At 71.1% G+C, this 26397-nt stretch carries 29 protein-coding genes and 2 riboswitches; of the genes, 13 read left to right on the forward strand and 16 right to left on the reverse strand.

Annotation, left to right across the window (positions count from 1 at the left end):
* Positions 1–14 precede the first annotated feature (14 nt).
* Both J4557_RS16560 and J4557_RS16565 read left to right on the forward strand, forming a co-directional pair.
* Positions 15–533, forward strand: a complete 519-nt coding sequence (locus J4557_RS16560) for a YbaK/EbsC family protein (protein ID WP_208267441.1) — start codon at positions 15–17, stop codon at positions 531–533.
* Positions 534–535: 2 nt separating this feature from the next.
* Positions 536–1120, forward strand: a complete 585-nt coding sequence (locus J4557_RS16565) for an HDIG domain-containing metalloprotein (RefSeq protein WP_307799873.1) — start codon at positions 536–538, stop codon at positions 1118–1120.
* 112 nt (positions 1121–1232) lie between these two features.
* Here J4557_RS16565 and J4557_RS16570 read toward each other — a convergent pair whose 3' ends face one another.
* Complete coding sequence (locus J4557_RS16570) at positions 1233–2327, reverse strand: FAD-binding protein (RefSeq protein WP_208267442.1); 1095 nt, start codon at positions 2325–2327, stop codon at positions 1233–1235.
* Between the two features lie 84 nt (positions 2328–2411).
* Positions 2412–2873, reverse strand: a complete 462-nt coding sequence (locus J4557_RS16575) for a MarR family winged helix-turn-helix transcriptional regulator (protein ID WP_208267443.1) — start codon at positions 2871–2873, stop codon at positions 2412–2414.
* A 175-nt stretch (positions 2874–3048) separates the two neighbouring features.
* Here J4557_RS16575 and J4557_RS16580 point away from each other — a divergent pair, with 175 nt between their 5' ends.
* Positions 3049–3891: a PCRF domain-containing protein gene (locus J4557_RS16580; RefSeq protein WP_208267444.1), complete on the forward strand. Its 843-nt coding sequence runs from the start codon at positions 3049–3051 to the stop codon at positions 3889–3891.
* 196 nt (positions 3892–4087) lie between these two features.
* On the forward strand, positions 4088–5548 hold the full coding sequence (locus tag J4557_RS16585) for an alpha,alpha-trehalose-phosphate synthase (UDP-forming) (protein ID WP_279576087.1): 1461 nt from the start codon (positions 4088–4090) through the stop codon (positions 5546–5548).
* On the opposite strand, the gene J4557_RS16590 is transcribed toward J4557_RS16585, so the two are convergent.
* Positions 5529–6140 carry an ATP-binding protein gene (locus tag J4557_RS16590; RefSeq protein ID WP_208267446.1) on the reverse strand — a complete coding sequence of 204 codons (612 nt, stop codon included), beginning with the start codon at positions 6138–6140 and terminating at the stop codon, positions 5529–5531. The genes J4557_RS16585 and J4557_RS16590 overlap by 20 nt on opposite strands.
* A gap of 198 nt (positions 6141–6338) precedes the next feature.
* On the opposite strand from J4557_RS16590, the gene J4557_RS16595 reads away from it, so the two are divergent.
* Positions 6339–6569: a DUF397 domain-containing protein gene (locus tag J4557_RS16595; RefSeq protein ID WP_243775890.1), complete on the forward strand. Its 231-nt coding sequence runs from the start codon at positions 6339–6341 to the stop codon at positions 6567–6569.
* A gap of 57 nt (positions 6570–6626) precedes the next feature.
* Positions 6627–8162: an acyl-CoA synthetase gene (locus J4557_RS16600; RefSeq protein ID WP_208267447.1), complete on the forward strand. Its 1536-nt coding sequence runs from the start codon at positions 6627–6629 to the stop codon at positions 8160–8162.
* 110 nt (positions 8163–8272) lie between these two features.
* Here J4557_RS16600 and J4557_RS16605 read toward each other — a convergent pair whose 3' ends face one another.
* From J4557_RS16605 to J4557_RS16615, 3 genes are all read right to left on the reverse strand, one after another.
* The gene (locus tag J4557_RS16605; protein WP_243775891.1) at positions 8273–9820 is read right to left on the reverse strand and encodes a DHA2 family efflux MFS transporter permease subunit; all 1548 of its coding nucleotides are present in this window, start codon (positions 9818–9820) and stop codon (positions 8273–8275) included.
* Positions 9821–10248: 428 nt separating this feature from the next.
* The gene (locus tag J4557_RS16610) at positions 10249–13515 is read right to left on the reverse strand and encodes an NACHT domain-containing protein (RefSeq protein ID WP_208267448.1); all 3267 of its coding nucleotides are present in this window, start codon (positions 13513–13515) and stop codon (positions 10249–10251) included.
* Positions 13516–13562: 47 nt separating this feature from the next.
* Positions 13563–14189 carry a hypothetical protein gene (locus tag J4557_RS16615; protein ID WP_208267449.1) on the reverse strand — a complete coding sequence of 209 codons (627 nt, stop codon included), beginning with the start codon at positions 14187–14189 and terminating at the stop codon, positions 13563–13565.
* Positions 14190–14483: 294 nt separating this feature from the next.
* On the opposite strand from J4557_RS16615, the gene J4557_RS16620 reads away from it, so the two are divergent.
* The gene (locus J4557_RS16620) at positions 14484–15356 is read left to right on the forward strand and encodes a helix-turn-helix domain-containing protein (protein ID WP_208267450.1); all 873 of its coding nucleotides are present in this window, start codon (positions 14484–14486) and stop codon (positions 15354–15356) included.
* A gap of 33 nt (positions 15357–15389) precedes the next feature.
* Here the strand turns inward: J4557_RS16620 and J4557_RS50925 are convergent, their stop codons facing one another.
* Entirely contained in the window at positions 15390–15647 is a 258-nt protein-coding gene (locus tag J4557_RS50925; RefSeq protein WP_208267451.1) for a DUF397 domain-containing protein, read from the reverse strand.
* Between the two features lie 405 nt (positions 15648–16052).
* On the opposite strand from J4557_RS50925, the gene J4557_RS16630 reads away from it, so the two are divergent.
* The gene (locus J4557_RS16630; protein WP_208267452.1) at positions 16053–16553 is read left to right on the forward strand and encodes a GNAT family N-acetyltransferase; all 501 of its coding nucleotides are present in this window, start codon (positions 16053–16055) and stop codon (positions 16551–16553) included.
* A gap of 79 nt (positions 16554–16632) precedes the next feature.
* Positions 16633–16722, forward strand: a riboswitch (SAM riboswitch).
* Positions 16723–16728: 6 nt separating this feature from the next.
* Positions 16729–17346 (forward strand): GNAT family N-acetyltransferase, encoded by a 618-nt coding sequence (locus J4557_RS16635; RefSeq protein WP_208267453.1) that lies wholly within the window; start codon positions 16729–16731, stop codon positions 17344–17346.
* Between the two features lie 26 nt (positions 17347–17372).
* Here J4557_RS16635 and J4557_RS16640 read toward each other — a convergent pair whose 3' ends face one another.
* Complete coding sequence (locus J4557_RS16640) at positions 17373–17921, reverse strand: RBBP9/YdeN family alpha/beta hydrolase (protein WP_208267454.1); 549 nt, start codon at positions 17919–17921, stop codon at positions 17373–17375.
* Positions 17922–18005: 84 nt separating this feature from the next.
* On the opposite strand from J4557_RS16640, the gene J4557_RS16645 reads away from it, so the two are divergent.
* The gene (locus J4557_RS16645; RefSeq protein ID WP_208267455.1) at positions 18006–18500 is read left to right on the forward strand and encodes an Lrp/AsnC family transcriptional regulator; all 495 of its coding nucleotides are present in this window, start codon (positions 18006–18008) and stop codon (positions 18498–18500) included.
* 91 nt (positions 18501–18591) lie between these two features.
* On the opposite strand, the gene J4557_RS16650 is transcribed toward J4557_RS16645, so the two are convergent.
* On the reverse strand, positions 18592–19149 hold the full coding sequence (locus tag J4557_RS16650; RefSeq protein ID WP_208267456.1) for a TetR/AcrR family transcriptional regulator: 558 nt from the start codon (positions 19147–19149) through the stop codon (positions 18592–18594).
* 85 nt (positions 19150–19234) lie between these two features.
* Here J4557_RS16650 and J4557_RS16655 point away from each other — a divergent pair, with 85 nt between their 5' ends.
* Positions 19235–19672, forward strand: a complete 438-nt coding sequence (locus J4557_RS16655) for a nuclear transport factor 2 family protein (RefSeq protein WP_208267457.1) — start codon at positions 19235–19237, stop codon at positions 19670–19672.
* A 43-nt stretch (positions 19673–19715) separates the two neighbouring features.
* On the opposite strand, the gene J4557_RS16660 is transcribed toward J4557_RS16655, so the two are convergent.
* Positions 19716–20105, reverse strand: a complete 390-nt coding sequence (locus J4557_RS16660; RefSeq protein WP_208267458.1) for an ATP-binding protein — start codon at positions 20103–20105, stop codon at positions 19716–19718.
* Positions 20106–20291: 186 nt separating this feature from the next.
* Between J4557_RS16660 and J4557_RS16665 the strand changes: the two genes are divergently transcribed.
* Positions 20292–21140 carry a helix-turn-helix domain-containing protein gene (locus J4557_RS16665; protein WP_208267459.1) on the forward strand — a complete coding sequence of 283 codons (849 nt, stop codon included), beginning with the start codon at positions 20292–20294 and terminating at the stop codon, positions 21138–21140.
* Positions 21137–21469, forward strand: coding sequence for a DUF397 domain-containing protein (locus tag J4557_RS16670; protein WP_208267460.1), 333 nt, complete (start codon positions 21137–21139; stop codon positions 21467–21469). The genes J4557_RS16665 and J4557_RS16670 overlap by 4 nt, the downstream gene beginning before the upstream one ends.
* A 78-nt stretch (positions 21470–21547) precedes the next feature.
* Here J4557_RS16670 and J4557_RS16675 read toward each other — a convergent pair whose 3' ends face one another.
* The 6 genes from J4557_RS16675 to J4557_RS16700 all read right to left on the reverse strand — a co-directional run bounded on the left by J4557_RS16675 (position 21548) and on the right by J4557_RS16700 (position 26379).
* On the reverse strand, positions 21548–22714 hold the full coding sequence (locus tag J4557_RS16675) for an anti-sigma factor (protein ID WP_208267461.1): 1167 nt from the start codon (positions 22712–22714) through the stop codon (positions 21548–21550).
* Entirely contained in the window at positions 22707–23309 is a 603-nt protein-coding gene (locus tag J4557_RS16680; RefSeq protein WP_307799877.1) for an RNA polymerase sigma factor, read from the reverse strand. Before J4557_RS16680 ends, J4557_RS16675 begins: the two co-directional genes overlap by 8 nt.
* Positions 23310–23427: 118 nt before the next feature.
* A complete protein-coding gene (locus tag J4557_RS16685) occupies positions 23428–24309 on the reverse strand; it encodes a GNAT family N-acetyltransferase (RefSeq protein WP_208267463.1) in 882 nt (293 codons plus the stop codon).
* A 56-nt stretch (positions 24310–24365) separates the two neighbouring features.
* Positions 24366–24980 carry a 5,6-dimethylbenzimidazole synthase gene (bluB, locus tag J4557_RS16690; protein WP_208267464.1) on the reverse strand — a complete coding sequence of 205 codons (615 nt, stop codon included), beginning with the start codon at positions 24978–24980 and terminating at the stop codon, positions 24366–24368.
* A gap of 44 nt (positions 24981–25024) precedes the next feature.
* A riboswitch (cobalamin riboswitch) is annotated at positions 25025–25197 on the reverse strand.
* A 101-nt stretch (positions 25198–25298) separates the two neighbouring features.
* The gene (locus J4557_RS16695) at positions 25299–25718 is read right to left on the reverse strand and encodes a DUF4260 family protein (RefSeq protein WP_208267465.1); all 420 of its coding nucleotides are present in this window, start codon (positions 25716–25718) and stop codon (positions 25299–25301) included.
* Between the two features lie 91 nt (positions 25719–25809).
* Positions 25810–26379, reverse strand: coding sequence for a DUF4240 domain-containing protein (locus J4557_RS16700; RefSeq protein WP_208267466.1), 570 nt, complete (start codon positions 26377–26379; stop codon positions 25810–25812).
* Positions 26380–26397 lie beyond the last annotated feature (18 nt).

A 26397-nucleotide genomic window follows, 5' to 3' on the forward strand; every position in this document is an offset into this window, starting at 1 on the left:
GGGAGGAGACGACCATGGTCGGCAAGCTCGACTGGGAACCGGCCGCCGGGCGGACGGACCTGCTGGCGGACCCGGTGGCGGCCGCGATCGGCGGCGTCCCCGACGCCGAGGCCGCCGCGATCGATCCGGACCTGGCGGACACGGCGGCGTTCTGCGAGCGCTACGACGTGCCCCTGGAGGTCAGCGCCAACTGCGTCGTCGTCGCGGCCAAGCGCGGCGGCGAGGTGACGTACGCGGCGTGCATGGTGCTCGCCACCGACCGTGCCGACGTGAACGGCGCCGTCCGCAAGCACCTCGGCGCCCGCAAGGTCTCGTTCGCGCCGATGGACCAGGCCACCTCGCTCACCGGCATGGAGTACGGCGGCATCACCCCGGTGGGCCTGCCCGCCGGCTGGCCGGTGCTGGTGGACGAGGCGGTGGCCGCCGCGCCCCGGGTCGTCATCGGCAGCGGGCTCCGCAAGTCGAAGATCCTCCTGCCCGGCAAGGCGCTGGCCGGCCTGCCCGGCGCCGAGGTCATCGCCCTCGCCCAGTAGCCGTGCCGTCCGACGCCCTGCGACGCGCCCTCACCGACCCCGGCCCGCGCCCGCTGCCGGACGAGGCCGCCCGGCTGCTGGAGGACCTGGACGCGCCGCCCCGCCTGGCGGCGCATCTGCGGGCCGTCCACGACGTCGCCGCCGAACTCCTCGCCTGGGCGGCCGACCGGCATCCGGCGCTCGCCGTGGACGCCGGGGCCGTCCTGTTCGGCGCGGCGACCCACGACATCGGCAAGGCCCTGCATCCGGAGGAGCTGTCGGGGCCCGGGTCGCGGCACGAGGAGGCGGGGCACGCGCTGCTCCGCGAACGCGGTGTCGAGGAGCGGCTGGCGCGCTTCGCCCGCACCCACGCGTCCTGGGACGCCCCCGGCATCGGCGCCGACGACCTGCTCGTCAGCCTCGCCGACAAGGTCTGGAAGGCCAAGCGCGTTCCCGGCCTCGAGGACCGCGTCGTGGACGTGCTGGCCGCCGCGTCCGGCGCCGAGAGGTGGGAGGTCTTCCTGGGGCTCGACGACGTCTGCGACCGGATCGCCGCCGGCGCGGACCGCCGCCTGGCCTTCCAGTCGGCCTATCCGGTCGTCGCCTGACCGCCGCGCGCGGCTGTGCGGCGGGGCCCCCGCGGCCCGCCGCGCCGCGTCGTGTCGATCGACATCGGGAGTAGACCCGGGGTCCGTCCGGAAATCATCGCGCGGACCGGAATCACCTCGGAATCGCGCCGACCCGGTAGGCGGTGCCGCCGGCGGCGCGGGCCCGGTCGAGCAGCGCCCGGTTGGCGGCGAGCATCTCCGGGACGGCCGCGCACCCGGGGGAGGCGGTCTTCAGGACGCTGAACAGCACCGGCTCCGGAGGCGCGGCGAGCATCGGCACGTGCCCGACGCGCAGCGCCTTGATCAGGACGACGCCGCTGAGCCCGAGATCGCGCGGCGCCATCTCCTCCAGCGTGGCCTCGATGACGGCGGCGGCGCGGTCCCGGGGCAGGAACACCATGACCCACGGATGCGGCCGGGCCCACTCGCCGAGCGCGACGAGCTCCTCGACGTCGGTACGCATGCGGTCGGCGAACGCGAGGAAGGGCAGTTCCTCGGTCTCGGCCGTTCCCGGCGGGACCGGGCCGTCCCCGTACAGGGTCGCCTTGACCTCGTACCGCCACCCGTCGGGAGACGGTTTGGCCTGCCCCGCCACGTCGTCGGCCGCGACCTCGCCCTGCACGCGCAGCAGACCGGCCGCGTCCCGGCAGGGGATCGTGCAGGTCAGCACCCGTTCCGGAGCCGGGACGAGGCGCAGCGCCGCGCTCGTGATCACGCCGTGCCGGCCGAGCCCGCCCCGGACCGCGTCGAACAGGTCCGGCCGGACGCGCGGCGAGCACGCGACGGCGCGCCCGCCGGCCACGACGTCGAGGCCGAGGACGTGGTCGGCCTGCGTCCCGTGCCGGTGCGAGGCGCCGCCGACCCCGCCCGCGGAGAGCGTCCCGCCGACGGTCACGTCGAGGAAGTCGGTCAGCACGGGCGGCGCGAGGCCGTGCGGCAGCGTCGCCGCCAGCACCTCGCGCCACGTCGTCCCGGCGCCGGCGACCGCGCGCCCGGAGGCGACGTCCCCGACGCCGGCGAGGCCCCGCATGTCGAGGCAGATCCCGCTGGTCAGCGACTGGCCGAACGTCGAGTGCCCGCAGCCGCGGGGGACCGCCTCCAGCCGCCGCGCCCGCGCCTCGCGCAGCGCCTCGACGACCTCGTCCGCGCCGGCCGGCCGCACCACCCGGACCGGTGCCCGCTCCACGATCCCGCCGAAGTCCCGCATGGAACCGAGCGTCCCAGCACGGCCCCGTCCGGGGAACCCCGGCGGGCGCGCGCCGCGTCCGCGAGCGGGGTGCGGACGCGGCGGTCAGCGGGCGCGGAGGCGGTCGCCGACGCGGGTGAGGGCGTCCCCGAGCAGTTCGATCTCCTCGGCGGTGAGAACGTCGATGAGGGCCTCCCGGACCACCCTGCGGTGGCCGGGGCGGACGCGGTCGAGGGCCGCGGCGCCCTCCGCGGTGAGCTCCGCCCACACCGAGCGCCGGTCGGACGCGCAGCCGGTGCGCCTGACCAGGCCCACCTGCTCGAGGCGGCCGACCTGGTAGGTGAGCCGGCTCTTGGAGATCATCACCTCGCGGGCGAGGTCGGACATGCGCAGCCGGCCGCCGTCCGCCCCGCGCAGCCGCACCAGCACCTCGAACTCGGCGTGCGACAGCCCGCCGTCCCGCTTGAGCTGGCGTTCGATCGCGTGGTCGAGCAGGTGGCCGGCGGCCAGGAAGGCCGTCCAGGCGCGCAGCTCGGCCGGTTCGAGGGCGTCCCCCGCGTCCGTCATGTCGAGATTCTAGTTGACGTGGATTCGAGCTGAAGTTTCTAGATGGTCTGAATTTGAACGACCTCTGCCACGGCCGCGCCAGTTGCACTTTCAACCACCGCCGAGAGGCATCGGTTACGGCCCCTGCGTGCGAATTGCCGCGCGCAGGGGCCGGGTGCCTTGCCAGGATGGCTCCATGGACGCGTGGGAGGCGTTGACGGCCGAATACGCCGGCCTGGAGGCGCGGCTGGCGGACCCACACGTCCATCGGGACTTCCGGCGCGCGCGCAGGCTGCGCCGTTGCGTAGCGGCACTGCGGCCGCTCGCCGAGGACGCGCTGCGCCTCCGGGCCCTTCTGGACGACCTGCGCGACGCCGGCGATCTCGCCGCCGATCCCGCCTGGCGTGCCGAGGCCGACCGGATCGGCCGGGAGGCCGCGTCCCTGCGGGCGGACCTGGCCGCCGCCGTCGCCGCCCGCGACCCCTTCGACCCGTACGACGCGATCGTGCTGATCGACGCGGAGGACGGCGGCCACCGCCACGTCCAGGCCGCCGTGACCGCGTACCAGGAGGATGCGCGCGATCGGGGGTGGCGCGTCGAGCACCTCTACAACGACCCGCCGCCGCACTGGGCGGCGTTGGAGATCACGGCGGGGGAGGAGGGGCCCGGTCCGTGGTCGGTCCTGAAGGCCGGCAACGGGCCGGTTCGAACGGCCGACGCCCTGGTTGCCGTGCACGTCACCGTCCTGCCCGACGCGGAGCCCTCACCGGTCGGCCCCGAGGACGTCCGCATCGACCTGTACTGCACCCGCGAGCCTGGCGCGCAGACCATGCTCCGGGTCCTCCACGAACCGACCGGCATCGGCGCGTACGGACGCCACCCGGACCCCGCGCGCGCCCAGGCCAACGCCATGCGCGTGGTGTCGGCTCAGCTCGCCGCCATGGAGAGTGCTCCGGAAGGCCGCTATCAGGCGGTTCCGCAGGCGCCGGGCGGGCACCTGCGCCTGCGGGCGGCGGCGCGCCCGGCCGCGTCGGTGTGATCTACGCAACTTTTCCTGCCCGCCGCACAGGGAAGGTGACTTTCGGGTAAACAACCGTCACCAGCCCGGAAAGGGATATGGTCCGGTCCAAATCCGGGCCGTGGGCGCCCCGCCTCCCTGACATCCCGGTTTGCTGTCATCGGGTCTTTACGTCGAAGTGACACAATGTTCCCGATGACCGTTTCTGGGCATGGTGATGACCGAGAGTTCCTGGAGAGGCGGGTCGCTGGTGTCGCGCGGTAGTGAGTTCGTTGTGGTGGCCAATCGGCTTCCGGTGGACCGGAGCGTCGGGCCGGACGGGGTTCCGGCGTGGCGGCGCAGCCCCGGCGGGCTCGTCAGCGCCATCGCCCCGGTGATGCGGCGCAGGAACGGAACGTGGATCGGCTGGACGGGCGCGCCCGGCGAGGAGCTGGAGCCGTTCGAAGAGGACGGCATGTCGCTCCATCCCATCGCGCAGTCCGCCGAGGAGGTCGCCCTTTACTACGAGGGCTTTTCCAATGCCACGCTGTGGCCGCTGTACCACGACGTGATCGCCCCGCCCGTCTACGACCGCGCCATGTGGGACGCCTACGTGCGGGTGAACCGGCGGTTCGCGGAGGCGGCGGCGAAGGTCGCGGCCGACGGCGCGATCGTCTGGGTGCAGGACTACCAGCTCCAGCTCGTCCCGGCGATGCTGCGGGCGCTCCGCCCCGACCTGCGCATCGGCTTCTTCCTGCACATCCCGTTCCCGCCGGTCGAGCTGTTCTGGCAGCTGCCCTGGCGGCGGCAGATCCTCGAGGGCCTGCTCGGCGCGGACCTGGTCGGCTTCCAGCTGCCCGGCGCGGCGGCGAACTTCGTGCGGCTGTGCCGGCGGCTGCTGGACACCCGCTACTTCAAGCACGACGTGTTCTGGGACGACCGGGTCGTGCGCGCCCGCGCGTTCCCCATCTCGGTGGACGTCGGCGAGCTGAACGACCTGGTCGCGAGGCCCGAGGTGACCGAGCGCGCGCAGGAGATCCGCAGCGACCTCGGGGACGCGACGGTGCTGCTCGGCGTCGACCGGCTCGACTACACGAAGGGCATCACCCAGCGGCTCCAGGCGTTCGGGGAGCTGTTCGGAGACGGCCACCTCAAGCCGGGCCAGGCGGTGCTGGTGCAGATCGCGACGCCGAGCCGGGAGCGCGTGGAGCAGTACCAGCTGCTGCGCGAGGAGATCGAGCAGCAGGTCGGCCGGATCAACGGCGAATACGGCGAGATCGGATTTCCGGTCGTCCACTATCTGCACAGCTCGTATGACCGCGCCGAGCTGACCGCGCTCTACCTGGCGGCGGACGTGATGGTCGTCACGCCGCTGCGCGACGGGATGAACCTGGTGGCCAAGGAGTACGTGGCCTGCCGCCGCGACCTGCGCGGCTCGCTGGTGCTCAGCGAGTTCGCCGGCGCCGCCGCGGAGCTGAAGCGGGGCGCCTTCCAGGTCAACCCCTACGACATCGACGGGCTGAAGGGCACGCTGCTGGCCGCCTTGAACGCCGAGCCCGCCGAGCAGGCCCGGCGGATGCGGTCGATGCGCCGCCGCGTCATCGAGCACGACGTGGACCGCTGGGCGCAGGACTTCCTCAGCGAGCTGGAGCGCCCGGTCCGGTCGGTGCCCTCGCCGGTCAGTGCCGCGGAGGGCTGACCCGCAGGTCGAAGGAGGCCCACACGGCCTTCCCCCCGGTGGACAGCCGGGCCCAGCCCCACGCGTCGCTGACGCCGCTCACGACGAGCAGGCCCCGGCCGCCTTCGACGAAGCGGTCGGGGTCGCCCGGCAGGGCCTCGGGCGCACGCGCCCCCGGGTCGGTCACCGTGACGACGAGCCGTCGCGGGTGCCCCACGAGGACGACCTGGATCGGGCACAGCGGCAGCGGCTGAGGGAGCCCCTCGAGGCCGTGCCGCAGCGCGTTGGTCACGAGTTCTGAGACGGCGACGACCACGTCCTCGGCACGCTCGCCGAGGCCCCACTCGCGCAGCGTGGCCTGGGTGAACTCGCGCGCCGTGCGGGGTGCGGTGATCTCCGCGGGCAGCACGCGGCGCGCGGTGCGCGGGGTGCCGGCGTGCGCGGCCGGCCACAGTCCGGCGAGGCCGGACGCGGCCACCGGGGCGCTCGCGGGAGTGTTCGGTCGCGCGGGCGGCGGCGGAGCGTCCGGCCAGGGCGCGTGCACGGCGTGCCGCGGTCCGCGGCCGCCCCTGGCGGCGTGGGCCGCGACGTCGTCTGCCTGGTCAACGGTCATTTCTCGAACCTCGAAGGCGTGCTGGGTCGGTACCGGCGAGCGTTCGCTATCTTGCTCCCCAAGTCGTGCAGATGCAAGACCGTCTGCATGAACGAATGCAAGAACGAATGCACGTGCATCTCGTACCATGGTGTGGGGTGGGGCGAGATCGCGGCCTTTCCGTCAGGGGAGGCTGAGACGCCTGAGGGGGCACAAACGATGAACGGCCACCACCAGATGTCGGACTGGCGCGACGGGCTGGTCTGGCAGAAGAGCCGGCGCAGCAACCCGAGCGGGAACTGCGTCGAGATGGCCGAACTCCCGAACGGGGAGATCGCCGTGCGCAACTCCCGGGACCCGGAAGGGGCCGTGCTCGTCTACACGCGCGAGGAGGTGGAGGCGTTCGTGGGCGGGGCCAAGGACGGCGACTTCGACCACATGCTGGTCTGACCGTCCAATAAACCGAACGGGATTCCATTCGCCCGTCCGGGCCGGTAGCGTGCGGCCATGCACCTGGGGCACGTAGCGGCACAGACGCCCGACAAGCCCGCCGTCATCATGGCGGGCTCCGGCCGGGTCGTCACCTTCCGGGAACTGAACGACGAGTCCAACCGGCTCGCGCAACTGCTCCACGCGGAGGGGCTCCGGCCGGGGGACCACATCGCCTTCATGCTGGAGAACCACCCGCTCTACCTGGCCGTCGCCTGGGCCGCCCAGCGGTCCGGGCTCTACTACACCGCCATCAGCTCCCGGCTCCAGCCCGAGGAGCTCGCCTACATCGTGGGCAACTGCGAAGCCAAGGCCTTCATCACCAGCGCGTCGATGGAGGCCGCCGCGCAGGATCCGCCGGACGTGCCGCTGCGCCTCATGCTCGGCGGCACGGCACCGGGCTACGACTCCTACGAGGACCGCGTCGCCGCGCACCCCGCCGAGCCGATCGAGCACGAGTGCGAGGGGCAGGACATGCTCTACTCCTCGGGCACGACCGGGCGCCCCAAGGGCGTCAAACCGCCGCTCACCCAGGCCCCCATGGGCACCGCCGGCCCGCTCTACATGCTCATCACCGGGCTGTTCGGGGCCGGCGAGGACTCGGTCTACCTGTCCCCGGCGCCGCTGTACCACGCCGCGCCGCTGCGCTACTCGCTGATCTTCCAGCGGTGCGGCGCCACCGTCGTGGTGATGGAGAAGTTCGACGCCGAGCAGGCCCTCGCCGCCATCGAGAGGTACCGCGTCACGCACAGCCAGTGGGTGCCGACCATGTTCATCCGGATGCTGAAGCTCCCGGACGAGATCCGCTCCAAGTACGACCTGTCGAGCCTGGCCTGCGCCGTGCACGCCGCCGCGCCCTGCCCCGTCCCGGTCAAGGAGCGGATGATCGACTGGTGGGGCCCGATCCTGCACGAGTACTACGCGGGCACCGAGGGCAACTGCTTCGTCTACACCAACTCCGAGGACTGGCTGGCGCACAAGGGCACCGTCGGACGCCCCATCCTCGGCGAGGTCCACGTCCTGGCCGAGGACGGCGCCGAGCAGCCGCCCGGCACCCCCGGCACGCTCTACTTCGGCGGCGGCCCGCAGTTCGAGTACCACGGCGACGAGGCCAAGACCGCCGCGTCCCGCGACCCCTGGGGCCACGGCTGGACGACCCTCGGCGACATCGGCCAGGTCGACGAGGACGGCTTCCTCTACCTCACCGACCGCCGCTCCTACATGATCATCAGCGGTGGCGTGAACATCTACCCGCAGGAGGCCGAGAACCTCCTCGCGGTGCACCCCAAGGTCGCCGACGTCGCGGTCTTCGGCGTGCCCGACACGGAGATGGGCGAGGCCGTCAAGGCCGTCGTCCAGCCGTCGTCCATGGCCGGCGCGGGCCCGGAGCTGGAGGCCGAGCTGATCGCCTACTGCCGCGACCACCTCGCCCACTACAAGTGCCCGCGCTCCGTCGACTTCAGGGCCGAGCTCCCGCGCCACCCCACCGGCAAGCTCTACAAGCGCCTGCTCCGGGACGAGTACTGGAAGGACCAGAGCGCCACGACCGCCTGACCGCGGCGTTGGAACCGTCCATGGACGGCGCTGAGAGGCCCGCGAACGGCGAAAGCCCCGGTCCGGGAACCAGGTTCCCGGACCGGGGCTCAGCGGACGCCAGAGGCGTCCTAGTGCATCGCGATCGGCACTTCGGTCTTCTCCGCGGCGAGGGTGTCCGGCCGCTTGCGCGGCAGGAGCAGCGCCGGGATGAAGGCCAGCGCCAGCAGCGCCACCGCGTACCAGTAGGTGTGCTGGAACGCGTCCGCCATCGGCCCGGCGATCTTGTCCATGACCGCCTTGGGGACCGGGGCGTGGGAGTTCGCGTTGCCGCCCCCGCCGAACGGCTTGAGGTTGGACGCGAGCTTGTTGGCCAGCAGCACCGAGATCAGCGCGGTGCCGAGGGAGGTCGACACCTGCTGGATGATGTTCAGCATCGTGCTGGCCCGCGGCACCTCGTCGTGCTCGAGGGTCTGGATCGCGGCCGCCATGGTCGGCATCATCGTCATGCCCATGCCGAGGCCCATCACGAACAGCACCGCGCCGAGCGCCCAGAAGGACGTGTCGGCCTCCAGGATCGCGGCGAAGCCCGCCACCGACAGCACCACCACGACCAGGCCGACGAGGACGACCCGGCCGGGGCCGATCCGGTCGGTCAGCTTGCCGCCGATCGGCATGGTGACCATCGCGCCGAGGCCCTGCGGGGCCAGCAGCAGGCCGGAGTGCAGGGCGCCCTGCCCGCGCACCGTCTGGTAGTACAGCGGGAGCAGCAGCATCGCGCCCATGAACGCCGCCATGAACAGCACCATCGTGCCGGACGCGGCGACCACCGAGCGGCGCTTGAGCAGCCGCAGGTCGATCAGCGGGCTCTTGGCGTTCAGCGCCCGGAACACGAACGCGATCACCAGGACGGCGCCGACCACCGTCGGGATCAGCCCCTCCGGCTTGGTGAAGTCCTTCTGCTCGGCGCCCTTGGCCAGGCCGTAGATCAGCGCGGCGAGGCCGGGCGACAGCAGGATCAGCCCCGGGATGTCGAGGCGCTCGGCCCGCTGCGGCTCGTCCTTCTTCAGGATCCGCGCGGACATGAACAGCGCCACGATGCCGATCGGCAGGTTGATGAAGAAGATCCACCGCCACGACACGTCGTCGACCAGCCAGCCGCCGAGGATCGGGCCGAGGATCGGGCCGAGCAGCATCGGGATGCCGACCACGCTCATCACCTGGCCGACCCGCTTGGGGCCGGCGGCCTGCGTCAGGATCGTCATGCCGGCGGGCATGATCATGCCGCCGCCGAGGCCCTGCAGGATGCGGAAGACGATCAGCGAGCTCGCCGACCAGGCCAGCCCGGCCAGCATCGAACCGATCACGAACAGCGCGATCGAGATCATGTAGAGGCGCTTGGTGCCGAACCGCGCCGCGGCCCACCCGGTGATCGGGATCACCGTGGCCAGCGCGAGGGTGTATCCGGTCGCGACCCACTGGATGGTCGCCAGCGGGGCGTCGAACTCCTTGGTCAGGTCATTGATCGCGACGTTGACGACCGTGACGTCGAGGATGGACATGATCGCGCCGAGGACGACGCACATGGCCACCGCCAGCACGCCGCGGTCCAGCCCGCCTCCGGGAGGCGTGTCCTCCAGCGGGCCGTCCGCCGTCTGCGAAGACGCGGGAGCGGTCAACTCTCTTCCAATCGTCAGGGCCCGTGCACGCGGGCACGCAAGGACCGTGGGAACGTTCTCGGGGATACCGCAGCAAAATACTGCAGAGACTGACACTTTCGCGAACGAGTAAACTTCGCGGCCTTCGGGACTATTCCAGAGGGGTCCGACAGTCTGACCGGGGTCTGTGCTGCTCCCCGGCGTCCAGCGTCCGACCTCGACCGCGCTCGAGGTCAACACAGTGTGACGCATCCGACATCGAGGTCTCCCCCTCCCTGCAGAGCGTTCCGAAGCGGACGCACAGGCAGACCGGCGCCCAGCGAAGAACTCATCGCCCGTCTCCCGAAATTTCACGACAACTTTGCGTAACCACCCACCCCGCCCCGCTGGCCCCGCCGGCCCCGCCCGGCGCCCACTCGCACACCGGCGACGCCGGCTCCGACCCTCGATCAGCGCGCTGAGGAGACCTTCAACCGCCGTCCAAGCGCTTCGGCTCCCCGTACCTCCTGCCCTGCGCGGATGTAAACGGTGAGCTTCCGGTTGCCCGCCAGCGGCGCCAGATCCAGGCCCGGCGCGGCACCTGCCACATCGAGCATGTGAAGCCGCGGTAGGGACGCCAGCGCGCTGACGTCCGAGACCTCCCGGCAGTCCCTCAGGTACAGCCTGGAGAGCCTGTCCAGTCTTGACAGCGGTGTGAGGTCGGCCACCGGCGAGTGCGCCAGGTAGAGGAACTCCAGGTCCTCCAGCTCGGCGCACACGGAGATGTCCGCGGCGGCCTCGCAGTGGCTCAACCGCAGGTCCGTCAGGGGGAGGCGGCCCAACGGGCTCAGATCGTCCACCCAGGGGCACTCTTCGATGATCAGCCAGTCCACCTTCGGTGCGGCCTCGGCGACCTCGGCCGGCCCGCAGTCGAGCCGTGTCCGGCTGAGACCGAGCCGCCGGACCTCTCGGAGCGGTGGCAGGGAACCCAGCTCCGTCAGGTTCCTGCCGTCCTGTACGGAGAGCGAATGGAGCCCGCCATGGCGTACGAGCGGGGTGAAGTCCTCGATCTCGTCACAGGCGGTCAGCCATACGCCGGACAGTTCGGGCAGAGAGTCGAGGAACCTCAGGCTCGTCATGCCCGGTGCCCGGAGGGTCAGTTCGCGCAGCTTCGGCAGGGCTGGGAGAAGACCCGGGTCGATAACGGCGGGTTCCTCGGCCATCAGGGTGAGCCGTTCCAGAGACCCGGCGTGGTGCGCCAGGAAGCCAAGATCGGTCGGCCGGTCCGTGCTGACGTACAGCCTCGACAGTGGCGGAACCGACGCGAGGGCCGCCATCTGCCCATCGGAATGGGACACCGACAGTTCGGCACCATCTGGAAGCGAGGCGAGCACCCGCTCGGCGTACTCCCCAGGGTCGAAGTACTGCCAGGCATCGCTGAGCGCCTCCCAGACCTTCGGTCGCCGGTCGGCGCCGTAGCGGGCGAGGACGTCCAGGCTCTCCGGGCCGTTGATCAAAGCGGCCGCGCGGACCGTCGCCTGCGCCGCCCCGGCGGGCATTCCGTCGAGGCGTTCGGGCAGCCGGCTGAGGACGGGTTCGCCGGCCGTGGCGAGGGAGCGGGCGGAGGCTTCGTCTCGGGGCGGGATCAGGTCGTCCAGGCAGCGGTCGAGGTCTTCGCGCAGGTCGTCGGGGACGGACGGGAGCGTCTCCAGGCAGGCAACGGCCACCAGCTTCAAGGCACGCGAACGCCGCTTCTCAGTGTGCGCGCGGGCGAGGATGCCGGTGAGCAGTTCGCGGCGCAGCGGCTCGTTGGCGTGACCGGCGGCCATGATGACGGTCTCGCGCCAGGTGTCGCGGTGGGCGTTCCGGACGAGCAGGTCCATGTCGCCGAGGTCGGCGGCCTGCTTGGCGGCGAGGTACTCCTGGACGGTCCGGTGGACGAAGTCGATGCGTCCGGGCACCGGTTCGCGCAGGACGCCGCTGCGCTGGAGGAGCTCGTCCAGAACCTTTTCCGCCGGGGCGCGGACCTGCGGCATGGAGGAGAGGCGGTCGGCTATGAGGCGCTCCACCATCGTCTTGGGCAGTTCGACGCGGGCGCTGGTGGACAGCTGCCAGGCGATGTCCTGGAGGATCCGGACCTTCTGGTCGCGTTCGAGGGCGCTGGGGATGCCTCGTTTGGTGTCCCGCGTCTCCAGCAGCATGTCGAGTGCGGCCGTGTAGAGGCCCATGCGGTTGCGGGGGAGCGCCTCGCGGTCGAGGTTGAGGGCGCACAGCATCGCGGCGAGCAACGGGCTGGACGCGAGAGTCCGCAGGTGGGGGGCGGCCTCGAACCGTGCGAGCAACCTCGCCTCGTAAGCGGGAAGCCGCTCGGGCGCGCACGGGATGTCGGGGCAGTCGCGGACGGCGTTGTGCCAGTGCTGGACGAGCGTCCGCACGTCCGCCGGAGCGAGCTGTTCGAGGAAGGCGGTGGCGAAGCCCTCGGCGCGCAACCAGTCGGAACCGGCGGCGGCCGGACGCGAGGTCACGATGACCCGGATACCGCGGAACCCGTCGACGATCCGCTTCAGCCATTGCCGGACGGCCTGCCGCTGGCCGGTCGCCACCTCGTCGACACCGTCCACGAGGAGCAGCGCCCGCCCTGACAACAGCCTCCGGTGCACCCAGCCGCGCGGCATGATCCCCGCCAGGTTCCCCGCGACGTCATCCAGGAACTCCTCGGGACGCGGCATTGCGCCGCCCGCATGGCTGCGCAGCTTGATGAGGAACGGGACCGAGCCGTTCCATTCGTCGAGCGGCCCGGTGAAGGAGCCGCGCGCCGCCGTGATCGCGAGCCAGCGCAGCAGGGTGCTCTTCCCGCCGCCCGCCTCACCGCGCAGCAGCATCAGCCGGTGGTCGCCCAGCGCGGCCTCGACCCGGACGGCGCCCGTCCGCACCTGGTCGCGCCACTCGCTGAGCGGAACGGCCTGCGGCGCCCGATGCGGGCCTCCCGGGCTCTCGTCGGAGACGTTCAGGCTGATGTAGGCGACGCTCAGCGTCGTCTGGGGGCGCGCGAACCGCTCGAACCGGACGCCGAACAGTTCCAACGTGTCGAGGGATTCGCTGATGGACGCGAGGTAGCGGCGGGTGAACTCCTCGTCGTCCGCCTCGCCCTCAGGGGCGGTGAGGGTTCGCGCCGGGAGCCGGGCGAGGACGGCCCCGACCTGGTCGGCGAGGCCGCTGAGCCGTCCGAGCGTCTCGGCGGACGCGCGCGGCCCGAACTCCGGCAGGTGAACGACGATGCGCGCGAGGCAGTCGCAGCACTCGTCGAGCATTACTTCGTAAAGGTGCGCGCCCGCTTCGCCCAGCTCGAACTCCGCCCGACGGGCCGGCAGCCGCGACCGGAGTCCGCGCGCGAGCTTCACGGGGTCGGCGTCCGCCGCGAAGAAGGCGTCATCGGAGAGGTCGGCGTCGTCGAGCGTCCGGACGACCTCGAACAGCGCGGCGTCGCGGTCGCCGGCGGTGAGCCCGCCGAACTCGTTCCCGGCGAACGTCAGGAGCCGCTCCGCCACCGCGTCGGCGATCCCCTCGAACTGCCGCTGGACGCGCCGCCGCCTGATCTCGTCCGGGAACCCGGTCCTGATCAGTTCGGTGAGGTCCTTGCCGGCGGCGTCCCTGGTGGAACGCCCGGCGAGCCATCGCCCGACGGCCAGCCGCGCCACCGATGCGCCCACCCGCAACGCGGCCACCTCGACGGACATGGCACCTCCGCTTCAACCGGAAGATCCATTATGGCGAGAACCCCGTCTCACGCGACCGCCATTGTCCGGTCCTCGGGCGTTCCCGAGGCCTCGTGCGGCACGTGGACGAATCCCTGGCGCCTTCGCGAGGCGACCGAAACCCTCAGGTCAGGGCGGTACGCCGCGGGGCATATCCCGTCGTATCCATGCTTGACGATTCCCCAGTAGATGTCCTCGGAGACCGCGAGGACGAGCGGTGAACTGCTCGCCCGCAGGCATTTCTTCAGTCTCGGCGCGTCCAGTAATCGGCAGGCCAGATCGATGGCCTCGCCGAACGGCCCGTTCTCGTCGCGGTGGATCTCGCCCGCGTGCACGACGGCTCGAAGGCGCATGCACCGGCTCGGCCGTTCCGCCGACGAAATCGACTCGTTGTACTCGGCCAGTTGCCGGGCGAGGCCCGGTACGAGGCGGGACAGCAGATGGGTCTTCGGTAGTTCGTCGACCGGGTGGAACAGGGCGAGGACGCCGTCTCCGCGGTCCTCGAACGGGTCGCACCACCGCTCGTCGATGCCCGCGGACGCCATGGCCCGTTTCAGCTGGCCGTAGATCTGGCTCCGCAGTTCCTCCTTGATCGGGTTCGTGCGGAGCACCCCCGTCGAGTTCTCCAGGTCGACGGCCAGAATGCTTCTGTGCACCGGGTTGCCGCTCACCTGGGCGCCCCCAAATTCACTCTGCTGTTGGATCCTCCGGCAATAGTCTGCAACCGGTTCTCGGAGCCGTGCAAGATGCACGGCGACATGCATGGCCCGTGGATCGCCTCTGTATCCGTCTGGCAAGGTTGACGACTTCCAGTGAGACAGAATGATGTCAAAGGTGGGGAACCGCTTTTCCGCGAGGTCTGGTGATCCAGGGAGCGCGCGGTTATCGTTGCCCTGCAACTTGCAGATCGGCCCGGGCCGGAAGGCCGAACCGATTCGCCGGGAGGCAGGGTGGCCGCAGCCCCGACCGTCCGCCGTCGCCGCCTCGGCATCGAGTTGCGGAGGCTGCGGGAGCACGTCGGCCGGACGGTCGAGGAGATCGCGGAGCGGCTCGACTGGTCACCGTCGAAGCTGAGTCGCATCGAGAACGCCCGTATCGGTGTGCGCGTTTCGGACGTCCGGCTGCTGCTGGAGCTCTACCGGGTGGACGAGAGCCACAAGGGCGAGGTGCTGGCCCTCGCGCAGGCCGCGACGGAGCAGGGCTGGTGGGCCGAGTACCGGGACGTCCTCTCCGGTGATTTCGGCACCTATGTCGCGCTGGAGGATGAAGCGCATACGGCCCTGACTTTCGGGACGTACGCCATTCCGGGACTGCTGCAGAACAGAGAGTACGCGCATCGGATTCTGGACAGCGGCCAAGTCATTGCCGTTTCCACGCCGCGGCAGGTCGAGCGCCGGCTGGAACTGCGCATGCGGCGGCAGGAGGTACTGCGTCGCGAGAATCCGCTGGCCCTCTCCGCCGTGATCGATGAGTCCGTGTTGTTACGCGCCATCGGCGACCGCGACATCATGCAGAGGCAGATGCTCGATCTCCTCGATCTCGCCGAGTTGCCGAACGTGCACGTCCACGTGCTGCCGCTCGATGTCGACAGGGAACCGATATTCTCGGACACCTTCACGCTTCTCGAGTTCGCCCCCGCCTACGATGTCGTCTTTCCCGATATCGTCTACCTGGACAATCTCCTGACCATGGCGGTACTCCAGAGCGACAGTGCCACGCACATGTACCGGTTGTGCTGGAACGCGCTCAGGTCGCTCTCGCTCTCCGCCGACGATTCCCTGCGCCGGATATCCCGGGCCGCCGAGGAGTGGAGGGATCGCTGACCTGGCCGGCGTGTGCCGGGAGGCCCATGGAGATCACCGCTCGTAGCGGTCCTTGAGCGCTCGCAGGAGCGCGGAGAATCTCTCGCTCGTGAGGGGCAGGACCGACTCCGGGCGTGTGGAGTCCCGCACCCCGATGAGAGCCGCCGAAAGCCGTGCCGCCTCGACGCAGTTCGACTCGGCCATGCACCTCGCATCGTCCGCGCACCGTGTGCTTCTGTGCCATACCCGCGCGGGTGTGCCGGAGGTCGAATCGCCGGCGGTCCCTCCGTCGTGCTCCGTCCATGCGGGCATGCCTCGGCCCCTTCATCGCGACCATGCCGCGGGATGCGCGGCCGAAGTCGAGGCTAGCGAGGGGACGCCGGTTTCGCGGGAGTTTTCCCTAGCATTTCGGATATTGATGCTCTGTCCAACTAGTGTAAAACGGACAGTTGGAGCATAAGTGATCTTTGTGTGATGGTCACTGTGAGGGCGGCGGACGGGGTGAGCCGACGGGATGATGGCGCGTAAGGCGGTCCGCGCAATGACCGCCGGGGCGCCTTTTCGGGCCGGTGGCATGTGGCGGTGAGATTCTCAGTCGAATACGTACCGGTGTGCCGATACTCCAGCGGCAGATCGTGATGTGGCCATGGTCTCGGGGTGTCCGCCACCGATGGAAACTCGGACGGCCTCGGCGCGCCGTCTCGGTAGAGTTGCGCCGTGCCCGAGCTTCAGCGGCTGGATGCCGGCCATGCCCCGGCGGTCCTGGCGTTCGAGTTGGCGAACCGTGCCTACTTCGCCGCATCGGTCTCCGACCGGGGCGACGAGTTCTACGACCGGTTCGCCGACCGGCACAGCGCCATGCTGGCCGAGCAGGAGGCGGGCCTCTGCGCCTTCTACGTGCTCGTCGCCGAGGACGGCTCGGTTCTGGGCCGGTTCAACCTGTACGACCTCGCGGACGGAACGGCCAACCTCGGCTACCGGGTCGCGCAGCGCGTCGCCGGCCGCGGCGTGGCGACCGCGACCGTCCGGGAGCTGTGCCGGCTGGCGGCGGTGCGGCACGGGCTGCGCACGCTGCGGGCAGCCACCTCCCTCGCCAATGTCGCGTCGCAGAAGGTGCTGGCCAAGGCCGGGTTCGTCCCGGTCGGCCCGGCACACCCGGCCGACCTCGGCGGTAAGCCGGGCACCTGGTACCAGCGCGACCTGGCGTCCCGGCCGTAGACCGTCGTGCCCCTGGGCCGGGGCGGTCCAGGAATCGTGTTGACGGGCGGTGGCGGTCCGGGGCAGGATCTGGGCGTTGTGATCATCTAGAGGACCTGAGGGACCTGGCCCTGGGACGGTCCGGCAACCTGCCCTCGCGGCAAGGTGCCAAGGCCAGGAGCGATGAGGAGAGTTCATGGGCGTGCGCCTTGATGTTCCTGTGCTGGCCGGAACGCTCGTCCGGCTGGAGCCGCTGACGATGGACCACGTGGGGGAGTTGGCGGAGGCCGCCGAGGAGAACCGGGCGTCGTACGGGTTCACGCTCGTGCCCGGCGCGGCGGACATGGAGTCGTACGTCGCCGGGCAGCTCGCGCGGCCAGGGCTGACGCCGTTCGCGCAGGTCAGGGTCGCGGACGGGAAGGCGGTCGGGCATACCGGCCTCTGGGATCCGCGGACGTGGCCCGGCACGGACCGGCTGTGCGCGATCGAGGTCGGCTGGACGTGGCTGGCGGCGTCCGCGCAGGGCACCGGCATCAACGTCGAGGCGAAGAAGCTGCTGTTCACCCACGCCTTCGAGACGCTGGGCGTGGTGCGCGTCGACCTCAAGACGGATGCGCGGAACGAGCGGTCGCGGCGCGCGATCGAACGGCTCGGCGTGCACTTCGAGGGCGTCCTGCGGAGCTGGTCGCCGTCGTGGGCGCCGGGCGAGGAGGGCACGCTGCGCGACTCGGCGATGTTCTCGGTGGTCGAGCCGGAATGGCCGTCGGTGAAGACGGCCATGACGAATCGCCTGGCGGAGACCGCCCGGCGGTGACGGCTATCGGAGAGGCCGCCGGCCGATCACTGGTGGGCCAGCGGCTCCAGGAGTTCGCGGCCGTGCCGCCACGAGCCCAGTCCGCTGGCGGAGTTGATGTGCCCGCACTCGCCCGCCAGGTGCCATCGCGCCTCCCACCGCGCCGCGAAGCCTGCGGCCGCCTCGGGGGTGCAGTACGGGTCGTCGGCGCTTCCCACGACCAGGGCCGGGCACGGCAGCGGCTGCGCCGGCACGTCGGTGAACGTCGCGGCGGCCTGGCGCGGGAACGCCGGACCGTCCGGGTCGGGTGGCGCGACCAGGAACGCGCCGCCTACCTGGCGTGAGGGATCGCTGATCAGCCAGGTGGACGCCGCCCAGCAGCCCAGGCTGTGGGCCACCAGCACGACCCGGCCGTCCTGCCGCGACGCGGCGTCGTACGCGTCCTGCACAGCGCCGACCCAGTCGTCCAGGTCGGGGGCGGACCACGAGGCGGGGGAGATCCTCACCGCCGAGACGCCCCACTCCCGCTCCCACAGGGTCTGCCAGTGCTTGTCGTCCGAGCCGTCGATGCCCGGGATGATGACGTACGCGGTCACTGCCCACCACCGTTTCACTCGCCGCCCCCTGCGATCATGGGGGCGCTCGACGCAGATTCTGGTGGATGCATCAGCGTGGCGGCCGTGGCGCAAGTGATCTCAAAGAAGATGGTGCGGACGACGATGGAATCACTCGACCGGATAGACCGCGACATCCTCGCCCTGCTCCAGGCCGACGGCCGGCTGACCGGCGCGGAGGTGGGACGCCGCGTCGGGCTCTCGCAGCCCGCGGCCAGCGCGCGCATCCAGCGGCTGGAGAAGAACGGCGTCATCACCGGCTACCGGGCGTTGGTCGACCCGGAAGCCCTCGGGCTGAACATCCACGCGGTCGTCCGGCTGCGCACCACGCACGCCCGGCTCTCACCCGCCCTGGACTTCGCCTCCCGGACGTCCGAGATCACCTCCATCCTCAGGGTCACCGGGGAGGACTGCCTCATCTTCGACGTCCACTGCCCGCAGGCGGGACGGCTGGAAGAAGTCGTCGACGCACTGGCCCGGTACGGCCCCGTCACCACGTCCCTCGTGCTCCGCGCCTATCCGCAGAAGCCGCTGACCGACGCCACCCCGGCGACGTCATGACCCGCGGCGACCACGCTCGCGCCGAGGTGATCCCCGACACCACCTGCTGGTGATCGGCCCACCCATCGCCACCTGCCCGGTTGATCAAGGGCTACCGGGCGGGCTCTGAGGGACGCAGGCTGTCCAGCACGAGGTCGGCGAGGCGACCGGGCCGGGTGCGGTCGGCGCGGCGGCGTTCCGCCGTGACTGCGGCCAGGACGATGGCTTGCGCGTCCTGGCCGTCCACATCGGTCCGCACCACGCCCGCCTCCTGAGCATGGGTCAGCAGCTCGGCGAAGATCCGCTGGAGTTCGGCGGCCGTCTGCCGGGTGGCGTCCGTCAGCGTCACCCCTGCCCCATCGAGCGCTTCGGTGAGGTCCTGCTTGGTGCCGGCCTCGTGGACCAGTTGACGGAGGAAGGGAAACAGCGCCGATCCGGCATGGTCGGCCTTCAGCGCCTCGCGCGCCTGGACGATCAGATGCTCCAGGTGGTCGACGACGACGGCCTCGTAGAGGGCCTCCTTGGTGGGGAAATGCCGGTGGACGGTGCCCGGGCCCACGCCGGCCCGGCGCGCCACCTCATCGAGTGATACGCCGATGCCCTCGGTGGCGAATGCTTGGCTCGCCGCCTCCAGGACCCGTGCCCTGTTCCTGCGCGCATCGGCCCGCATCTCGTTCCACCTCGCGATCGACAACCGGGGCGCGTGCCCCGTATATTAACCGGGGCAACCGCCCCGGATACTTGAGGAGTATGCCATGCCCGTTGTCACCCCGCGCGAAGTCGTCAGCCGGCTCCTCCACCTGACCGCCTCCGGGCCCTGCGAGGAGATGGCCGACGTGTTCACCGAGGACGCCGTCTTCGAGTTCCCGTTCCAGATGCCCGGCATGCCGCAGGACGAGCAGGACCGTGAGACCTTCCGAGCCCACCTCAAGGCGGGCGCCCTGGTCCAGAGGTTCGAGTCGGTGGACAACGTCGAGATCCACCAGACCGCCGACCCGGATGTGGTGATAGCCGAGTACCGGCTGCAGGGCCGGGTCGCTGCGACGGGAAAGCGCTTCGCATCCCGGATCATCATGGTCGCCCGGGTGCGTGATGGGCTGATCAGCTGGTCGCGCAACTACTCCAACCCGCTCGACAGTGTGATCGCCTTCGACATGGTCGACGACCTCGTCTCCGGGCTGGCCCGCCACTGAGGCTCCGAAGGCGTGGCGCGAGGCTGCACTCACCGGACACGACCTAGAGCTCGAACCAGACGGCGTGGCCCGTTCCGCGCCGCTCCGTGCCCCAAGCCGTCGCGATGGACGCGACGATCCGCAGGCCCCGTCCGGTGACGTCCAGGTCCGCCGCCTCGGCGACGTGCGGGACGGTCGCCGCCCGCCCATCATCGATCACCTCGATCCGGACGGCCCGCGCCGAGTAGGTCACCTCCACGCGGATCTGGCCGTCCCGTCCCGACTCGGTGTAGCGCAGCGCGTTCGTCAGCAGTTCGCTCATGCAGAGCGCCGCGTCGTCCAGGCGCGGATGCTCCCGGCCCAGCACGTCGCGCAGCCAGCGGCGCGCGTGCCCCACCGCCCGGTCCATCCCCGGCAACAGAAGCGCGTCGAACCTCATGGTCGGCGCAGTCATCGCCCACTCCCTTCGCATCGCTGTCGCCGAAAAGAATGAGCCGGACGTCCACCGCCGATCGATGCGTTCGCCGCCCTCGTCCGCAGGTCCTCGGGCAACAGTGCCTCGGTCACTTTTGACCGAGGCACTGTTGCCGCCTTCGTTGGAAACCTTCAGCGTCACGCAAAGTCAAGGCATGATTACTCCATGGAGAACGCGCAGCGCCCGACCATGCGAAGCCGCAAGCTCGGCCAGCGCCTTCGCGCCATCCGCGAGGAGCGAGGGCTCACCCTCCAGAAGGCCGCCCGCCTGCTCAACCGCACCCCGTCCTCGCTCAGCAAGCTCGAAACCGGCAAACGCGGCATCCGCCGCCCCGCCCTGGAGCACATGCTCGACCGCTACGAGATCAGCGACCCTGACGAGCGCCAAACCCTGTACGACCTGGCTAGCCATGCCGCTGAGAAGGGCTGGTGGCACCGTTACGAAGGAAAGCTTTCATCGTCCATGTTGGACTACATCTCCTTGGAAGCGGAAGCGGCTTCCTTGAAGGCTTTTCAGCTTCACCTGATACCTGGCCTCCTGCAGACTGATGACTACGCACGCGCTGTAATCGCGGCAGGTGTCTCACAGGAGACAGTCCCGGACGTGGAGGGTCTAGCTGAAATCCGATTGCGGCGTCAGCAGATCCTCTTCGCAGAGAATCCGCCACACCTGTGGGCCATCGTGAGCGAAGCGGCGCTGCATCAGCAGTTCGGGGGTGCAGGCGTCATGAAGGAGCAGCTCAGAAGGTTGGCTGAACTGTCGCGTCTACCGAACGTGACCCTCCAGATCCTTCCCTTTGCGGTCGGTGCGCACCCAGGGCTCAACGGCTCCTTCATCACCTTGACCACTAACGAACTCTCCGTGGTGCTGGTCGAAAATCTGACGACGGCCTGGTATCTGGAGAGTTCTGACGACATTCGCCGCCACAATGTGGTCTTCGACCATCTCAGGGCGTTAGCGCTGTCGCCAAGTGATTCCCGTGCGTTGATCGAACGGCTAGTGTCGGAAGCATGACGGTTGAGCAGTTCACCTTCTCTCCATGGCGCAAGAGCAGTCACAGTGGAAGCGAAGGTCAAGAGTGCGTCGAGGTTGCCGCCGCGTGGCGGAAGAGCAGCCAAAGCGGGAGCCAAGGCTCCTCGTGTGTCGAGGCCGCCCCTGCCTGGCGGAAGAGCAGCCACAGCAGCGGCGGCAGCGGGCAGTGCGTTGAGGTGGCGGCGGCGGAGCGGCGGGTGGCGGTGCGGGACTCGAAGGATCCGGACGGGGTGGTGCTGGCCGTCGCGCCGTCCGGGTGGGCGTCCCTGCTCGCCGACGTCAAGGCCGGCTCCCTCGACCTAGCGCGCTGACCCAGGCGCAGGGGGCGGACGCGCGAAGCGCCCGTCCCCTGCCCACCTGGGGCGGTGGCTCGCCCAACGCTGCCCGGGTCAGTTCACCGGGGGCTGCCAGTTCGGGTCGGTGATGTCCTTCGGGAGGAGGCTGTCACGGGGTGCGTTCGTCCATTCAGCGGTCTTGACGATCTCGAAGAACTGGCGGGTGCCGGGGCGTAGCCCCGCCTTCTTGCGGCCGGCGGCGACGATGATGCCCTGGCTGGCGGTGAGCCGTCCGGTCTCGGGGTCGATGAGGAGCTGCCACTCGATCGTGCCGTAGTCGCGGGTGGTCTGCCTCATCGCGACGCCTCGGCCCGGGCGCCCGGCGGCGTCCGTGCCGTTGATGGTCTTGACGTCGTGGAGACCGGCGAGCATCCGGTAGGTCGCGATCCGCACCCTGTCGGTGACGACGCGGTCGACGAGCAGGATGGGCGCGGCCGTGAACAGGTAGAGGTCCGGGTCGCGCAGGCGCGTGTGGTCGAACTTGGTCGCGTAGTTCAGGATCCAGGCGCGCAGCTCGGGCGGATTCGCGGGGAGCCGGCGCTCGTCGCGGGTGTCGAAGTCGAGTTCGGCGCCCTCCTGCTTGAACGGGCCGCGCTCTTCGTCGGGTCCGGGAAGGTGGAGGTCCTGGGCGCCGGGACGCAGGTCCGCCTCCCATGCCTTCGCGTCGGCGGGCGTCGCGGGGCGGACGTCGACGTTCGGCCCGTCCCACCGCGTTCCGGTCAGCGGTCCCTTGTCGCGGGGGAGTGTGCCGAACTCCTTCGCCGATTTGGCGCCGAGGCTGTAGGAGTCCCGCGTGAGCTGCACTGTGTAGTGGACGCCTGGGTGGTAGGGGGACGACGCCACGACCGTTTCGCCCACCACGCGGTGGACGTACCAGAAGCGTCCGTCCGAGGCGTGCCGGGTCTTCGCGTCAGCGGCGGCGAGCAGGAACGTGGACGCGGGGCCGTTCTGGTCGGCCAGCGGTTCGGGGTGGTAGAGCGGCCGCGTCTCCCACCGGTAGCCCGTCCAGCAGACTCCGGCGAGGACGCAGGCGGTGGCGGCGGCGACGAGTGTCATCGTCCGCTTGGACCGGGGGAGCGGTGCGCCGCGGCGGCCCCGGACAGGCGTCGCGGCGGTCCGAGCGGCCTCGGCCAGCAGGCGGCGACGGGCCGCGCGCGTGGTCTCTGGGGACGGGGTCCGCTCGGCAGTGTGCATCCGGCTGATGAGGGTCAGATCATCCACGGTCGTCCTCCTCGTCGTGTCCCGATGCGCGCAATGCGGCGCGGACCTGTTTGCGGGCGCGGCTCAGCCGCGAGCAGACCGTCCCGTAGGCGATTCCGAGGGCTTCGGCGACCTCCGGGTAGCTGAGTTCGGCCAGCGCCACCAGCAGCAGGACGTCCCGGTCGCCGTGCCGCAGTCGTGCTAGAGCCGGGCTCAGGCCGAAGCTCGCGGCGTCCACCGCCGAGGCCACGCTGCTCTCGTGGCTCTCGACGACGTCGGCGGTGCGCATCCGGGCCATCGCCTTGTAGCGGCGCAGTTCGTCGCGGCGGTGGCGGCTGATCAGCCGGGTCGCGATGCCGTAGAGCCAGGGCCGCGCCGAGGTGTGCGCCGGGTCGAACACCGCGCGGCGGCGGAAGGCGATGAGGAACGTCTCGGCCGCGATGTCGTCCGCGGCGTCCGCGCCGAGCCGCCGGTCCACGTAGCGGTGGATGTCCCGGTAGTGCCGGTCGAACAGGTCCGCGAACCGTTCGGGGTCGCGCCGCGCGGCGGTGATGATGTCGGCGTCCGACGGCTCCGGCTCCGCAGGGGCGCCCGTTTCGGAGGGGGCGCCCGTCACGGCTCGTCCCGTGGCGCTGGGGGAAGGGTCATGCGGGACCCTTCTGGAAGCGTGGAGGGGGGTCACGTCGTTGATCGCCCGGACGCGTCCCATCCCTTCTCCCGGCCCGACGGCCGGCTCACAGGTAGTGGCCGCTCGCGAGGTAGGGGGCGGGGGCGGGCATGCCGCGGACGGCGAGGTAGCCCTCCTGGCCGATGTCGAGGCGGGCGGCGAGGCCGACGTCCACCGCCCAGTGGTTGCCGGTGGTGATGCAGTTGACGAGCGTGTCCCCGCGCGTCGCGGCGAGCGCCTCCCACAGCAGGCTCTCGGCGGTCTCGGGGCGGTCGGCGGCCAGCAGCGCGGGACGTCCCGCGGCCTCGTCGACGTAGACGTAGCCGCGCCGGCCGGGCGCGTCGGAGACGACCAGCCGCAGCGTCTCCAGCATGTGGACGTGGTCGGGGCCGTGGCCCGCGCCGCGGATCGCGGTGTCGAGCCGGTCCATCCATTCCAGGTCGCCGCTCCGCCCGTCCCGCAGGCCGCGCACGGCGGGCAGCGTGGACCGGTCGACGGTGCCGACCATCCGCATCTGCGGGTGCAGGGTGAAGCCCGCCAGCCGGTAGCGGCGCGTCGCCGCCGGATGCACCGTCGAGGAGAACAGGCCCGGACGGTCGCCGGCGTGCCGGAGGACGGCGTCCATCAGGCGCTTGCCGATGCCCTTCCCCTGCCGGCCGGGCAGGACGCCGTAGGTCGCCAGGTACCAGAGCCCTTCGCGGTTCTGGGAGACGGCGAAGCCCACGACGTCCCGGCCCTCTTCGGCGATCCAGCAGCCGTCCGGGTCGACGGACAGGAAGTGGCCCATGCGGTCGATCAGGCGGCGGGACTGCTCTTCCGTCGGCGGTTCCGGTTCCGGTTCGCTCACCCGGCGGGTGAGGCGGTCGCCTTCGAGGAACGTCACCGCCGCCGTGCGCTCGGTCGCGACGAGGTCGTCCCGCGACATGCGCCTGATGCGTACCGGATCCATGCACGCATGATCACGCGACGGGAGGGGCGGCGCACCTGATTATTCGGGCACCGCGCTCACCAGCGGTCGTGGTGGACGGCGGCTGCCAGGGGGCGGCGCCGGCGCCAGCCGTGCCGTTCGAGGTCTGGGACGGTCTCCAGGTGCGTGACCGGCCCCACGCACAGCCAGGCGACCGGGCGGACGCCCGCCGGGATGCCGAGGAGGTCGCGCAGGTAGGGCTCGCGGTAGAACGACACCCAGCCGACGCCCAGCCCCTCCGCCGTCGCCGCCAGCCAGAGGTTCTGGACGGCCAGGCAGACGGAGTACAGGCCGGCGTCGGCGATCGCGTGCCGGCCGAGGACGGCGGGGCCGCCGCGGTCGGCGTCGTAGGTGACCACGATCGACACGGTGGATTCGAGCACCCCGTCGATCTTGATGCGGGCGAAGCGGGCGGCGGCGTCGCCGGTGAGGGTGGCGGCGAACGCGTCGCGCTCGGAACGGACGTGGTCGTGGAACGCGCGGCGGACGTCCGGGTCGCGCACCAGCACGAAGTCCCAGGGCTGGGAGAGGCCGACGCTCGGGGCGGCGTGCGCGGCGGTGAGGATCCGGTCGAGGACGCCGTCGGGGATCGGTGCGCCGGTGAACTCGGCGCGCACGTCGCGGCGGCGGTGGATGACGTCGTAGAGGTTCATGGGCAGGCTCCCGCTGCGGTCGGGCCGCCCGGTCGGGCGGCCGGTGGAGCGAGGCCGGTCTTCGGACTCCCGGATCGACGCCTCACCGCCCGCCTTCCCGGCCTGACGGCCAGTGGCCGCGCGTGCGCGCGTGGGCGGCGGCTCCCCGGTCACCGCGGCGGGCCCGTGCCGGATTCGCACCGGCTTCCCGATTCTCCCCGAGGGGCACCTCGCGTCAGTTCACGCCGTCGGCGATCGTAGCGGCGCCCGCGTCCGGTGCCCGCGCCCGGGTCCGGGAACTCGGGGTCCGGGTCCGGGGACTCCGGGGCCGGGGACGGGTCAGCGGCGCTGGAAGCCGTCCTTGGTGCGCAGCCCGTAGCCGAAGACGCGGTCGACCGAGATGTGGGCCATCCAGCCGCAGAGCCCGGCGAAGATCGGCGCCCACGCGAAGGGGGTGACGGTGTAGAGCGCGATGAGCGCGAGCGGGACCAGCGCGCGGTGCGCGGCGTTGTAGTACGGGACGGCGCGTGCCGGCAGCTGCCCGCGCTCGACGGTGTGCGCGTCCCGTATCCCGGCCAGGAAGGTGAGGTCGGGCGCGATGAAGAACGCGACCGCCAGGAGCGCCGCGAGCCAGCCGTGGTTGACGCCTTCGAGGACGGCGAACGCGGCCCAGAACAGCGCGTTCGCGGCCCAGGCGGTGCGGCGGGCCACGAGCGCGGCGGAGCCCTTGCGGACGGTCGGAACGGTGGCGGTGCTCATGGCCTGCTGCCCTCCTGCTCGGCTAATGTCGTTAGCTTCAAGCTACGGCTAATGCCATTAGCTGTCAAGCTCATGGCGATCCGGGACTCGCTCAGAGGAACAGAGCGGCCAGGCGGGGTAGGCGGAGCCGGGTCTCGGCGTCGTCGTCGACGTCCCAGTCCTCGCCCGCGGGACGATCGGGCCGCCGCATCGAGCGCACGGCCGTCTCCATCGACGCGTCGAACGACCCGGTCTCTCCCATGACGCGCTCGTAGGCGTTGCGCGCCGCGTAGTGCAGACCTTCCGCGCCGATCCACCCCGTGTCCTCCAGGCCCATCCGCACCACCGTGGGGACATCGGCCAGCGTGTCGGGGTCGTCGACGGCGCGGGTGAACACGTCGCGTCCCAGCAGCGCGAGCCCTGCGCGGAAGTCCATGAAGCCGTCGTCGCCGCAGCCGCCCTCGATGAGGTAGGCGGCGTTCCAGAGCGGCCGCCGGTACGCCGAGTCGAGGACGCGCGTCAGCATGGCGTCGAACGCGACGATGCCGGGGCCGTCCAGCTCCGCGAGCCGGTCGGTGACCAGGCCGACCAGCGGGTCGTCGGGGGAGTCGCGGTCGTCGGCGTGCCCGCCGGCCTCGGCGCGCGCGTCCTCGATCAGGGCCCACCACGTCCGCTCGTCCATCGGTCCTCCCACAGCATC

It is taken from the genome of Actinomadura nitritigenes (assembly GCF_017573545.1).
GTDB lineage: Bacteria > Actinomycetota > Actinomycetes > Streptosporangiales > Streptosporangiaceae > Spirillospora > Spirillospora nitritigenes.